Consider the following 12,974-nt stretch of genomic DNA (forward strand, 5'->3'; position numbering starts at 1 on the left):
CGGCGACACTTGGCCTATGGAAAAGAAATTCAAACGAGTCTTGCTCTGGTTCAGACGTGACCTGCGTGTGGCCGATCAAGCCGCCTTGCACCATGCTTTGAAATCGGCCGAACAGGTGTTTTGCGTCTTTGTGCTTGACCGCGACATCCTCGACGGCCTGCCGCGTGCCGACCGCCGGGTCGAGTTCATCTGGGCCGCTTTGAACGCGCTCGACGCCGACCTGCGTGGGCTCAAACCCGGCGCCGGCCTGATCGTGCGTCATGGCCACGCCGGCGATTTGATTCCGCAATTGGCGGCCGAACTGAAGGTTCAGGCGGTGTTGTGCAACCACGACGATGAGCCCGCCGCTTTGGCTCGCGACGCGCTGGTGGCACAGCGCCTAGGCAGCTTTGCCTGCGATTTCAAGAGCTTCAAGGACCATGTCATCTTCGAGCGCAGCGAGGTGCTGACGGCCGTGGGCAAGCCCTATAGCGTGTTCACACCCTATAAAAATGCTTGGCTGCGCAAGCTGGAGCCCTTCTATCTATTGGCCTACCCGGTGGCTCCTTACGCCGATGCATTGGCCACCAGTCCGCTCGCGACGGGCGTGCCCGGCTTGGCCGAGATTGGTTTTGAGGCGGCGGGATTGAGTCCACATCTGGGGGCGGGCAGTGCCGGCGCGCAAGACTTGTTGGATGAATTTTTGCAGCGCATCGACCGCTACGACGACAACCGCAACTTCCCGTCCGTCAAAGGACCCAGTTACCTCAGCGTGCACCTGCGCTTTGGCACGGTGTCGATCCGGCAATTGGCGATGGCGGCTTGGCAACGCATGCAGGCCGGCCAGCATGGCGCTGAAGTTTGGCTGTCCGAGCTGATCTGGCGCGACTTCTATCACCAAATCATGCACCACCACCCGCACGCGATGAGCAGCGCCTTCCGTCCGGAATATGACGCGATCATCTGGGAGCAAGGCCCTGCGGCAGACCGGCTTTTCGACGCTTGGTGTGCGGGTGCCACCGGCTACCCGTTGGTCGACGCGGCCATGCTGCAGCTTAATCAAACCGGCTATATGCATAACCGGCTGCGCATGGTCACCGCCTGTTTCCTGATCAAGGATCTGGGGCTGGATTGGCGCCGCGGTGAGGCCTACTTTGCCGAGAAACTCTTGGACTTTGACCTCGCGGCCAATAACGGCGGCTGGCAATGGGCGGCCTCCAGCGGCTGTGACGCACAACCTTATTTTCGGATTTTCAATCCGGTCACGCAGAGCGAAAAATTTGATGCCGAGGGCAAATTCATCAAACGTTATTTGCCGCAGTTGGCCAAGTTGCCGCCGAAGTTGATCCACGCACCCTGGTCCGCCAAGCCATTGGATTTGCAGGCTTGCGGCGTCTTGCTGGGCCGCGACTACCCCTTGCCCATTGTTCGCCACGACGAAGCGCGCACCGCCACTTTGGCGCGTTATGGGGCGGTCAAAAACAAGGCTTGATGTTCTAGCTTGCGGCGGTTCACCGCCGGCCTGGTCACGGCGTTGACGGAACGCAAGCCCGTCGGCATACGCCTGGCTAGCATCGACAGCGAGTGGCTAGGCATGCGGCTTGGCGCGCTTCAGAGGCTGGTTTGGGGAGATCACTGTGATGCGGCAAAAACCTACTTTGTTCATCGGCTCATCGACCCAGGGTTCAGAGATAGCCTATGAGATTCAGGCCCAACTGAAGAGCCACGCCGACACAACGGTCTGGAACCAGGGCCTGTTCGAGTTGAGCAGCGGGACACTCGAGCAACTTGACCGCAGCGTGCAGGAATTCGATTTCGCGGTCTTGGTGTTGTCGACTGACGACTTCGTGCTCTCCAAGGGCGGAGAGGCGCAGGCGCCGCGCGACAACGTGATCTTCGAGTTAGGTCTTTTCATGGGGCGGCTCGGGCGCAACAGAACCTTCGTCGTGCGCAGCGAACAGGCCAACTTCAAGTTGCCATCGGATCTCGCAGGCATCACGCTGGCGACCTACGACCCGCAGCGCGCGGCCGCGAACTTGGCGGCCGCGCTCGGTCCGGCCTGCAATGAAATCCGCAAGTCGATTGCCCGTGAGCGGGTGCGCGACGAACTGCCCTCGGATCAGGTGATCGAAGAGATTCACTGTCGCGGTCGTTTCCGCGACTCATACATCTCGACCGACTTGGTTCTCGAACCCATCGAAGACGCGCAGTTGAATGCGTACGAGGACATCGAGGATGCACGCATTCGGCTGACGGCCGACCGCGCGAGCTTCGTCTGCAGCACCTCTCTGACAAGGCCTGGCGAGGCCAAGATGCCGGGCTTGATCTATGGCCTGGGCTCCCATTTTCGGGGGGCGGCGTATCTGCAGTACACCTTCGTTCATTCCGATGACCCCGAGTCCACCTTGCGTTCGCATGGCGTGATGTCCTTGAAGCTCACGCATGCCTACGAGGTCAAGGGCTTCTGGATGGCGACCACGAGTCGGAAGGGCGGCTTTCTGGTGGGGACAGTCGACTTCGTGCGCGTCAAGTAGCTTGCGCGCGCCGGCGCTTGTCGGCAGCGCATTTGCCGGCTTCGGCTGTCGCACGACCGGAGAGCAAAACAGGGGGAACAGTCACTTCGTTGGTGTCCCGGCATCCCGGCTTGTTCCCCGCATTGTTCCCCCCGTACTTATTGCGCTGTCTAGCCCCGATATGTGCCGGTATGACGTAAAAAACCCCTAAGTCTTTGATTTACTTAGGGGTTTGATGCTTTGTGAATTCTTGTCATTCACACATTTGGAGCGGGTGATGGGAATCGAACCCACGTGATTTGCTTGGGAAGCAAGAGTTCTACCATTGAACTACACCCGCATGGCCGGCAGTATAGCGGCTGCCGACTGATTGGTGGCCAGGGCCTGAACGAGCCTGGGCGTGGCTGGACCAAAGGCATAAGCGTCCATTCCCAGTGAGCCAAAGGTCAGGCTTGAGTGCAGGCGATGCGGCGCGGCCTCGACACCGCCAGCGCCTGCGGTGATGAACCAGGGCAGCAGATGCTCATCGGTCGGGTGCATGGCAATACCGAACGGCGCTTGCGCTCTGTAATCGAGCAAGGCCTGCCAGTCTCTTGCGGCACTGCGCTCAAGCCACCAGTTACGAAAGACCCGCGAGGCTTCAATTTCGGGGGCGTCAATGGCCGGCGGTCGGCCTTGGCCAAAGACCAGACCGAGGTTGTGGGTGATGCTGCCGCTGGCAATGATCAGCACGCCGGACTGGGCCAAGGGCGCCAGCATTTGCCCGAGCGCGAATTGCTGCGCCGGGCTCGCGTTGGCGACAAATGCCAGCGGCAGGACGGGCACGTCGGCATCCGGATAGAGGTAGCGCAGCGGCACCCAGGCGCCGTGGTCCAGACCACTTTGCTCAGTGAGCTGTATCGATTGCGCGGCGTGTCGGGTCAGAGCGACGATTTCTTCGGCCAAGTCGGGCGCGCCGTTTGCGTCGTAACGCAGTGTGCGGAGTTGATCGGCAAAGCCACCGAAGTCATAAATGGCTTGATGCTGCAAGCCGCCAAGCAGGAGCACCTGCTTGGCGCTGGTGTGAGCCGAAATCATCAAGACCGCGCGCGGGCGCCCCAAGCCGGTATCAAGGACTCGACCCAGTTTGTGCATGAAGGCACCCGCTTCACGCGGCTCCAAGGCGGTCATTGGCGAGCCATGTGAAAGAAACAAGGGGGGGAAGTGATCTGTGTTCATCATGGGCTTGATTGAATCCGAGGCTGGCCGTGCCGTGGTGGCGGGCAATTGAATCCGTCGTTCAGGGCTTTTGCATGCCGAGCAGTTGATGCCCTCGGACAATCGCTACAGTGCGAGCCATGAGTACAAACAATCTCCATGCGCACGCCCAAATCATGCGTCCGCCGACCGTGCTGCAGATGGCTTGGCGCCAACTCTGGCGCGATTGGCGAGCAGGCGAGTTGCGCCTTTTGATGTTGGCGGTCGCGCTGGCGGTGGCCGCCCTATGCGCGGTGAGTTTTTTGTCGGACCGTTTGGATCAAGGCCTGCGCCGCGACGCGGCTCAGTTGATGGGCGGCGACGCCGTCTTGCTCAGTGATCAGCCCACGCCGCTGCCCTTGTTGGCGCTGGCCGATGAGCTGAAGCTGCAACACTTGATCAGTGTCAACTTCCCCAGCATGGCGAGGGCTTCGGAGGCGCAAGGCGGAGGCAGTCGTTTGGTGGCGGTGAAGGCGGTCGGGGCCGCCTATCCCTTGCGCGGCCGACTGGTCTTGCAAGATGGGCGGTCGGTGCAAGCCCCGGCGGCGGGCGAGGTCTGGGTGGATGGGCCCGTGTTGACGGCCCTGGCGCTCAAGCAAGGGGATTCCTTGCTGCTGGGCGAAAAGAGCTTGCGCATCGCCGGCATCATCGCGACGGAACCCGATCGGGGGGCCGGTTTTCTCAATTTCGCGCCGCGCGTGATGCTTGCAGAGGCAGATCTCGCGGCCACCGGTCTGGTGCAACCGGCCAGCCGGGTCAGCTACCGGCTGGCGGTGGCGTCCAGTGGCGGCGATGGCAAGGCGGTGGCGAGTTTCGTGAGCCGCGCAAAGGCCTTGATCGAGAGTTCGGGCTGGCGCGGTGTGCGGCTGGATTCGCTTGAAAGCGGTCGCCCAGAAATGCGTCAAACCCTCGACCGAGCCGCCAAGTTCCTGAGCTTGGTGGCGATGCTGGCGGCGCTGCTGGCGGCGGTGGCGGTGGCTTTGGCCGCGCGCGACTTTGCCGCCCGCCATATGGATGATTGCGCGATGCTGCGGGTGCTGGGGCAGTCGCAGCGGCGCATCGCCTGGACCTATGGGCTCGAGTTTGGTGTCGCAGGCTTGGTCGGCAGTGCCTTGGGCGTGTTGATGGGCTGGGCCTTGCACTATGGCTTCGTCAGCCTGCTGGCGGGGCTTCTCGACGTTAGCTTGCCCAATCCGAGTTGGTGGCCGGTGGGCTTGGGCTTCGGTTTGGGCTTGAGCTTGCTATTGGGCTTTGGCTTGCCTCCCGTGTTGCAGTTGGCAGCGGTGCCGGCCTTGCGGGTCATTCGGCGCGATCTGGGGAGCTTGAAGGCGGGCTCCATGCTGGTGCTGATAGCCGGTGTTCTGGGTTTCACCGCGATCTTGATGGCCTTGTCGGGTGACCTGGTTCTGGGCGCGATTGCCGCCGGCGGTTTCGGCCTTGCGGTGGCCTTGTTTGCCTTGCTTTCGTGGTTGGCCGTGATCGTGCTGCGGCGGATCGTGCCGCTGACGGTCAACGGCACCCAAGCGCCGCGTTGGTTGCTTTTGGCGACAAGGCAGGTGGCCGCGCGCCCCGGTTTTGCGGTGGTGCAGGTGTCGTCCTTGGCGGTGGGCTTGTTGGCGCTGGCCTTGCTGGTGCTTTTGCGCACGGACCTGATCGACAGTTGGCGCCAAGCGACGCCGGCGAATGGGCCGGATCGCTTTGTGATCAATATCCAACCCGATCAGGCCGAGCCGTTTCAGGCCCGTTTGGCGGCGGCCGGGGTGCGGCAATACGATTTCTACCCGATGATTCGCGGCCGTTTGCTGAGTATCAATGGCAAGCAAGTTCAAACACAAAAGTTCGACGACGAGCGCGCTCAACGACTGGCGGAACGCGAGTTCAATTTGAGCCATTCCGAGCTATTGCCGGCACGCAACCAAGTCGTGGGTGGAGCCTGGATCAATGATGATGCCGAAGGCTTGAGCGTGGAGGAGGGCTTGGCCAAGTCGCTGGGTTTGCGGATCGGTGACCGTTTGAAGTTCGATGTGGCGGGAGTGCCGGTTGAAGGTCGCATCAACAGTGTTCGCAAGGTCGATTGGGCGTCGATGCGGGTGAACTTCTTTGTGATGTTCCCGCGCGCGGCGATGCCCGAGTTGCCGCGTACCTTTGTCGCTGCATTTCGTGCCCCTGTGGGAACTGATCTGGACCGGGCCATCACACGCGAGTTTCCGAATTTGACCTTGGTCGATGTGTCGACCCAGCTCAACCAGGTGCAGGCGGTACTGAACCAGGTGATTCAGGCGGTGCAGTATCTGTTTGCGTTTTCCTTGGCGACCGGTTTGGTGGTCTTGCTGGCCAGCGTCAATAGCACGCGGGATGCTCGCACGCGTGAGTTCGCCTTGATGAGAGCCTTGGGTGCGAGTTCCGGGCTCTTGAGTCAGGTGCAAAGGGCCGAGCTGCTGGGTGTTGGCTCATTGGCCGGATTCTTGGCCGGCTTGGTCGCTTTGATCTTGAGCGGCTTGTTGGCGCGTTATGTGTTCGGCTTTTCCTGGAGCATCAATTACTGGGTTCCGCTGATCACGATGGCCGCCGGTGCCTGCCTGGCATTGACGGCGGGGTGGTGGAGCTTGCGCGGCGTGCTCAAGCGCCCGGTGACTCAGACCTTGCGGGAAGCCGACGTTCAATAAAAAAACGGACCCGAGGGCCCGTTTATAGTCCGTTGACGTGCCCCGTTATTCGGGGGGCGTCTTAAAACGATTGCCAGTCGTCGCTGTCGTCCTTGGCTGCGGCGGCAGCTGGGGCTGGGGAGCGAGCCGGTGCTGGGCTGTTCATGGCATTGGCTGCTGGCTTGGGAGCGGGTGGCTTGGCCACACGACTTGCCGGTGCGGGCGCCGGAGCCGGAGCGGCCGATGCTTTCGACGTCGCCGGCTTCATGCTCGACTTGAAGGAGTGGCTCGCCGGCTTCGACATGTGAGTGCTTTTCGGCGCTGCGGACGGCGTATAGCCATGCGCACGGTGGCCCTCATCGCTGCTGAGTTTGAACACGGACACGACCTCGGTCAGGCGCTGCGCCTGATCCTTCAGGCTCTCGGCGGCGGCGGCCGACTCTTCGACCAGGGCGGCATTTTGCTGGGTCATTTTGTCGAGTTGCACGACGGCTCCATTGACCTGCCCGATGCCATCGCTTTGTTCGGTGGAGGCGGCCGTGATCTCGCCGATGATGTCGGTCACACGCTGCACGCTGGAGACAATATCGTTCATCGAGTTGCCGGCCTCTTCGACCAGCCGAGTACCAACTTCGACGCGGTCGACACTGGCGCCGATCAGGCCCTTGATCTCTTTGGCGGCTTCGGCACTGCGCTGCGCCAGTGAGCGTACCTCGCTGGCGACGACGGCAAAGCCGCGACCTTGTTCGCCGGCGCGTGCAGCTTCAACGGCGGCGTTCAAGGCCAAAATATTGGTCTGAAAGGCGATCCCGTCGATCACGCCGATGATGTCGCTGATCTTCTTCGAACTCGCGTTGATCTCGTCCATGGTGGTCACCACCTGGCTGACCACGGTGCCGCCCTTGGCCGCCGCGGTGGAGGCCGAGGAGGCGAGTTGATTGGCGGTTTGCGCCGCGTCGGCGGTTTGCCTGACGGTGCTGGTCAAGGTTTCCATCGACGAGGCGGCTTCTTCCAGATTGGCCGCGGTTTGCTCGGTGCGCTGCGACAGATCTTGCGCTCCCAGCGCAATCTCACTTGACGCCGTCGTGATCGAATTGCTGGCCGACCTCACGTCCAGAAGAATGTCTTGGATCTTCTTTGCGAACAAATTGAAGGCGCCGGCGATGCGGGCAATTTCATCCTTGCCGCTCTCCGGCAGACGTTGGGTCAGGTCGCCACCGCCGGCGCTGATTTCGTCCAGCGCCGCTTGCACGCGGCTGAGACCTCTCAGCATGGCGGTGATCATGGTCGCCATCAATGCACCGGCAACGGCGATCACCAGCAAGAGCACGATGGCAGCGGCGCGCAGCAGCGAGTTCACGGAGGCCAGCGCTTCACTCTTGTCAGCGGCCGCGACGAGGATCCAATCGGTATCGGGAATGGCCACGCCTCGCAGCAAAAAGTCTTGCTCGCCGATTCGGCTCTCCACCCAATCGGCGCCGGCGTCGCGGAGTTGCTTCATCGCCTTGTCATCCAACTGAGGCGACAAGGCGGAGAGTGGCTTCAGCGCCAGATTGGTGTCCGGATGCGCCACGATGACGCCCTTGGTCGAGACCAAAAATGCAAAACCGCTCGGTGTCGGCTTGATGGCCTTGACCGTGTTGGAGACCTCGTCCAGAAACACATCGGTCGCGACCACGGCCTTGGTTTGCCCGCCTTCTTTGATGGCCTGGGCAAAGGTCACCACCAGCAGTTTGCGCGCCGCGTCCATATAGGGTTCGGTCAAGATGGTCCCGCTGGCTGCCGCAGCCTGGGTGAACCATGGCCGACCGGTCGGGTCATAGTCGGGCGGCAGGTTCTGCGGCGAATTGAAGAAGATCCGCTTGTCTGAATGGGCGATATAGGCGGCCTCCAAACCGCCCGATTTGGCCGCTTGCACCAAGAAGGGAATCGGTTCGGCCTGCTGCGCAACCGGCGCCAGAGCGCCGACGATGGCGCGCTGGGAGCTTATCCATTGATTGATGGTCGAAGCGCGTGCGGCGGACACGGCGTCCAAATTCGCCAGTACTTGAGTATGGGTATGGCTGCGCACGATGACGTAGTTGGCGGTCGTCGCAATACACAAGCCCAATACCACAACGCCTATGCACAGCGCGATCAAACGGGTTTTGATTGAATCAAACATGGATGCTCCCCAGTCAAGGACTGATGCTTAAAGGTGAAGGCTTAGAAACTCTCCCATTCGCTCTCATTCGAGGCGGGTGGGGCGGCAGGAGTGGCAGTCGCCGGTTTGGGTCTGGGCGCGACCGGAGACGGCGACGCAGCGGTCTTGCTCGGCCTAGGGCCAGACATTGCAACCGATTTGGTTGGTGTTGGCGCGTTTGCTTTGTAGGCCGCGCCTGCGGGCGCAGCGCGCTTGTGCTGTGCCGCTGAGGGCTCATTTCTGCGGCTGTCCTGAGCCAAGCGGAAGATGGCGACGGCCTCGATCAGTCGTTGCGCTTGGTCCTTTAGACTTTCCGCTGCGGCCGCAGACTCTTCGACCAAGGCTGCGTTTTGCTGCGTCATCTGGTCCAGTTGCGTCACCGATTGATTGACTTGGCCGATGCCGTCGCTTTGTTCGCTGGCCGCAGCGGTGATTTCACCGATGATGTCTTGCACACGCTGCACACTGGAGACGATTTCCGTCATTGAGGTGCCGGCGTCTTGCACCAGGCGCGAACCCATTTCCACCCGTTCGACGCTGGCGCCAATCAGGGTCTTGATTTCTTTGGCGGCGGCGGCACTGCGTTGCGCCAGCGAACGCACTTCACTGGCGACGACCGCAAAGCCACGCCCTTGCTCGCCGGCGCGAGCGGCCTCCACCGCCGCATTCAGGGCCAAGATATTGGTCTGGAAGGCGATGCCGTCGATGACGCCGATGATGTCGTTGATCTTGCGTGAACTGGTGTTGATGTCATCCATGGTGGAGACGACTTGACCCACGACCTGGCCGCCTTTGGCCGCAGCATTGGCAGCCGACATCACCAGTTGATTGGCGGTGCGGGCGGAGTCGGCGGTTTGTTTGACGGTGCCGGTCAACTCTGTCATGGACGAAGAAGCCAGCTGAAGATTCGATGCGGTTTGCTCGGTGCGCTGGCTCAGGTCTTGGTTGCCGGTGGCGATCTCGGCGCTGGCGGTGCCTATCGAGTCGACCGACATCCGCACCGTGCCGATGGTTTCGGCCAGGCGCTCGCGCATCGCTTCGGTTCGCTGAATCAGCAAGCCGATTTCGTCGTCACGCGTGCTGATGACCGACTGCGACAAATCACCTTGCGCGATCGCGCCGACCGCGCTGGTCAGTGCGCCTAAGGGTGTCGCTACCCAGTTGCGCATCATCCAGAACAGACCCAGACCAAGGCCCACCGTGGTGAGCGTCAGCATGACCCAAAATGGGATCAAGGTGGCCCAATGCGAGGCCATTGCTTCGCCCCTGGAAACTTGCGCCACCACCCACAGGCCGGTCTTGTCGCTCTTGCGGACTATCGCGAAGTTATCGTCGCGCGGCGAGGCCAGCACATTGGGGAACTTGGATAAATAGCCATCGCTGCTTTCGCCCAGCTCGGCCAAGGCCTTGTCCAGACCCGGCATGAAATCGGCGACCAGCTTGCCTTTGGCCGTGGGGTGGGCGGCGAAGGTGGCCTTGGACAAATCCTTGCCCGCAGAGACAAGAAAAGTGCCGCCGCTGTCGAAAAATTTGGCGCCGGCGCTCAAACTTGCCATCGCCACTTCAAATGCGTCCAAATCGAAGCCCACGAAAAGCAGGCCGATCAGCTTGCCGTCGTCGTTTTTGATGGGCGAATAATGCGTCATATAGGCTCGGCCGGACAGCACGGCGCGGCCTGAGAAGGGCTTGCTCGCCTTGACCGTTGCAAAGGCTGGGTGGTCCTTGCCCATCAGGGTGCCCATCGCGCGCTCGCCCTTGGCGTTCTTCAGCGATGTGGTGATGAGTTCGAAGTCATCGCCCTTGGCCGCAAATACGGCTGCGACGCCACCGGTTGCGCCGGCAAATTTGTCTACTTGCGTGAAGTTGCCGTTCAGTTTCGGCCCCCAATCGCGCAGGTCACCGGTGGTCTCGTCCAAGGTGAAGCTGGGCCCGAATTCTTGGCGCAGCGAGCCGAAGTTACGCTCCACCAAGATGCGCGAGGATTCATCCATCGCGTGCATCGAGTCCACCAGTGACTGTGCTTTGTCACCGACCCAAGTCTGCACGCGTTGGTTTGCGTCGCGGGTCAGCATCACGCTGACGATGCCGCTGACGGTGAGCAGAACGACCGCAAGGGTAATTCCGCCGATGGTCGATACGCGGCGGGCGATCGAGGTGGACTTGGTCGTCATTGCGAATACTCCGCCAATGTTCTTTTCAATGTGTCTGCCCTGGTCAGTCGGTCCCCGCAGTGCATCGCTTGGCGGTTCGCGCGGGACATGCGGGCGCCTGGCTTAGACCGTCAGTGAGTCCATCAAGCCCATGTCGGCGCTGCTCATCAGGCCTTCGATGTCCATCAGGATCAGCATCCGGTCATTGACGGTACCAATACCGGTGATGAAGCTGGTGTCAACCGAAGTGGAGCTGAGTTCCGGCGCGGGTCGAATCGCATCGCGGTTCAACTCAAGCACATCGGACACCGAGTCAACGACGGCGCCAACCACGCGGTTCCTGACGTTCAAGACGATCACCACGGTGAAGCTGTTGTACTCGGCCGTGGGGCAACCTAGCTTCAAGCGCAGGTCAACGATGGGCACGATCACGCCACGCAGGTTGACGACACCCTTGATGAAGTCGGGTGCATTGGCGATGCGGGTAGGCGGCTCGTAGGAACGGATTTCTTGCACCTTCAGGATGTCGATGCCGTATTCTTCGGCGCCCAGGCGGAAGGTCAAAAACTCCCCGCTGGCCGGGCCGTGGTTCTTCATCGTCAGGCTGCCGGTTTCTTGACGCAGGGCCGGCACGTTTTCTCGGGTGGTTTCCATGGCTTACCTCCTTGTGTATCGGGGATGGATGGGTGACGAACAAATACTGTTAGAAAGATTCCCACTCGCTCTCGGCCTGACTGGACGGGGCGGGAGCTTTTGCTTTCGGCGCGGACGCTGGGGCAGCGGTCTGTGCGGCTGCCTTTGGCGCTACGGCATGCCGAGCGACTGGAGTCGGGGCGGGTGTGCGGGCAGGGCTCAGACGACTTGCTGCCGAGTGCAAAGACGTTTTCGCCCCCGGCTTCATTGGACTGGGCTTGTGCACAGCTTTGGCCACACGATGCTGGGGCTTGGCCTCGGCGCTGGTTCTGAATTTGCCCACGGCATCGGCCAATTGCTCGGCTTGATCTTTCAGACTTTCGGCTGCTGCGGCCGATTCTTCTACCAGCGCGGCGTTTTGCTGGGTCATTTGATCCAGCTGTACAACGGACTGATTGACCTGCTCGATGCCGTCGCTCTGTTCGCTTGCGGCCGCCGTGATCTCGCCGATGATGTCGGAGACGCGTTGCACGCTGGAGACGATGTCGGTCATCGAGGCGCCGGCTTCTTGCACCAGGCGAGAGCCCACTTCGACCCGCTCAACACTGGCGCCAATCAGGGTCTTGATTTCCCGGGCCGCCTCGGCGCTGCGCTGCGCCAGGGATCTCACCTCACTGGCGACCACGGCGAAGCCGCGCCCTTGCTCACCGGCCCTGGCCGCTTCGACCGCGGCATTCAAGGCCAGGATGTTGGTCTGGAAGGCAATGCTGTCGATGACGCCGATGATGTCGCTGATCTTCTTCGAACTGGTGTTGATGTCGTCCATGGTCGAGACCACTTGCCCGACAACTTCCCCGCCTTTGGCCGCCGCATGCGATGCCGAGGTGGCAAGTTGATTGGCGGTGCGGGCCGAGTCTGCGGTTTGCCTGACCGTGCCAGTCAACTGCACCATCGAGGACGCTGCTTGTTGCAGGTTGGAGGCGGTTTGCTCCGTCCGGTTGGAGAGATCTTGGTTGCCCGAGGCAATCTCAACCGAGGCGGTGCGAATACTGTCAGCCGAGGTGCGCAATTGACTCACCAGACTTTGCAAGGCCTGCTGCATATGCTGCAAGGAGCGCATCAGATGCGAGGCTTCGTCCTGACCTTCAATCTGCGCGGACGAGCCGGTCAAGTCGCCATTGGCAATGGCGTTGGCCAAAGCATCGGCCTGTGCCAAGGGTGTGCAGATACTCTGCATATTCAACAAGGTCAGCGGCACGACAATGATCGCACCCAGCCCCAGCACGATGATGAAGACCATCAGGCTATTGTCTTGAGCGCCCTTGCCGGAGGCTTGTGATATCTCCGAACTCTGCTTCAGCGTCGCACGGATTTCGTTCAGCAACTTGTCTTGTTGCGCACCGCCTTCTTTGGCCGCGCCAGACTCCAGGTGTTGCGCCAAGGCAGTTGCCTGTTTGACCAAGGCGCCCGAGTTTTCAACGATCTGCCGGTTCTGATCCCTCAAGGTGTTCATGCCCGTATAGCCCACGCCGCCCACTAACAGCAGCAGCGTCAGAACCATGGCAATCGCACCGACCATGCGGGTGCGAATACTGAACTGGCGAATCATCGCGCTCATATTCATTGAATGACCTTC

General features: G+C 61.3%; 8 protein-coding genes and 1 tRNA gene. 3 read left to right on the forward strand and 6 right to left on the reverse strand.

All coding sequences use genetic code 11. The features are described from left to right. Positions 1-16 precede the first annotated feature (16 nt). Positions 17-1,471 carry a cryptochrome/photolyase family protein gene (locus tag LNV07_RS01295; RefSeq protein WP_263569368.1) on the forward strand — a complete coding sequence of 485 codons (1,455 nt, stop codon included), beginning with the start codon at positions 17-19 and terminating at the stop codon, positions 1,469-1,471. Between the two features lie 148 nt (positions 1,472-1,619). Continuing rightward, the gene (locus LNV07_RS01300; protein WP_263569369.1) at positions 1,620-2,513 is read left to right on the forward strand and encodes a nucleotide-binding protein; all 894 of its coding nucleotides are present in this window, start codon (positions 1,620-1,622) and stop codon (positions 2,511-2,513) included. Positions 2,514-2,758: 245 nt separating this feature from the next. Here LNV07_RS01300 and LNV07_RS01305 read toward each other — a convergent pair. Further along, positions 2,759-2,832 (reverse strand) — tRNA-Gly (locus LNV07_RS01305). Beyond that, positions 2,823-3,710, reverse strand: a complete 888-nt coding sequence (locus LNV07_RS01310; protein ID WP_263569370.1) for a dioxygenase family protein — start codon at positions 3,708-3,710, stop codon at positions 2,823-2,825. Before LNV07_RS01310 ends, LNV07_RS01305 begins: the two co-directional genes overlap by 10 nt. 119 nt (positions 3,711-3,829) lie before the next feature. On the opposite strand from LNV07_RS01310, the gene LNV07_RS01315 reads away from it, so the two are divergent. Beyond that, positions 3,830-6,394 carry an ABC transporter permease gene (locus tag LNV07_RS01315; protein ID WP_263569371.1) on the forward strand — a complete coding sequence of 855 codons (2,565 nt, stop codon included), beginning with the start codon at positions 3,830-3,832 and terminating at the stop codon, positions 6,392-6,394. Between the two features lie 61 nt (positions 6,395-6,455). Here LNV07_RS01315 and LNV07_RS25420 read toward each other — a convergent pair whose 3' ends face one another. The 4 genes from LNV07_RS25420 to LNV07_RS01345 form a co-directional block, all read right to left on the reverse strand. Beyond that, positions 6,456-8,537: a methyl-accepting chemotaxis protein gene (locus LNV07_RS25420; RefSeq protein WP_318013658.1), complete on the reverse strand. Its 2,082-nt coding sequence runs from the start codon at positions 8,535-8,537 to the stop codon at positions 6,456-6,458. A gap of 41 nt (positions 8,538-8,578) precedes the next feature. Continuing rightward, on the reverse strand, positions 8,579-10,726 hold the full coding sequence (locus LNV07_RS25425) for a methyl-accepting chemotaxis protein (RefSeq protein WP_318013659.1): 2,148 nt from the start codon (positions 10,724-10,726) through the stop codon (positions 8,579-8,581). Positions 10,727-10,828: 102 nt separating this feature from the next. After that, entirely contained in the window at positions 10,829-11,302 is a 474-nt protein-coding gene (locus LNV07_RS01340) for a chemotaxis protein CheW (protein WP_263569740.1), read from the reverse strand. A gap of 106 nt (positions 11,303-11,408) precedes the next feature. Continuing rightward, complete coding sequence (locus LNV07_RS01345) at positions 11,409-12,962, reverse strand: methyl-accepting chemotaxis protein (protein WP_318013660.1); 1,554 nt, start codon at positions 12,960-12,962, stop codon at positions 11,409-11,411. Positions 12,963-12,974: the final 12 nt, after the last annotated feature.

The organism is Roseateles oligotrophus, from assembly GCF_025717515.1.
GTDB classification, from domain to species: domain Bacteria; phylum Pseudomonadota; class Gammaproteobacteria; order Burkholderiales; family Burkholderiaceae_C; genus Paucibacter_A; species Paucibacter_A oligotrophus.

Coding starts and splice junctions, on each gene's coding strand:
- LNV07_RS01345 (WP_318013660.1), bottom strand. CDS start 12,962: ATGAATATGAGCGCGATGATTCGCCAGTTCAGTATTCGCACCCGCATG.
- LNV07_RS01340 (WP_263569740.1), bottom strand. CDS start 11,302: ATGAAGAACCACGGCCCGGCCAGCGGGGAGTTTTTGACCTTCCGCCTG.
- LNV07_RS01310 (WP_263569370.1), bottom strand. CDS start 3,710: ATGAACACAGATCACTTCCCCCCCTTGTTTCTTTCACATGGCTCGCCA.
- LNV07_RS01295 (WP_263569368.1), top strand. CDS start 17: ATGGAAAAGAAATTCAAACGAGTCTTGCTCTGGTTCAGACGTGACCTG.
- LNV07_RS01300 (WP_263569369.1), top strand. CDS start 1,620: ATGCGGCAAAAACCTACTTTGTTCATCGGCTCATCGACCCAGGGTTCA.
- LNV07_RS25420 (WP_318013658.1), bottom strand. CDS start 8,537: ATGTTTGATTCAATCAAAACCCGTTTGATCGCGCTGTGCATAGGCGTT.
- LNV07_RS25425 (WP_318013659.1), bottom strand. CDS start 10,726: ATGACGACCAAGTCCACCTCGATCGCCCGCCGCGTATCGACCATCGGC.
- LNV07_RS01315 (WP_263569371.1), top strand. CDS start 3,830: ATGAGTACAAACAATCTCCATGCGCACGCCCAAATCATGCGTCCGCCG.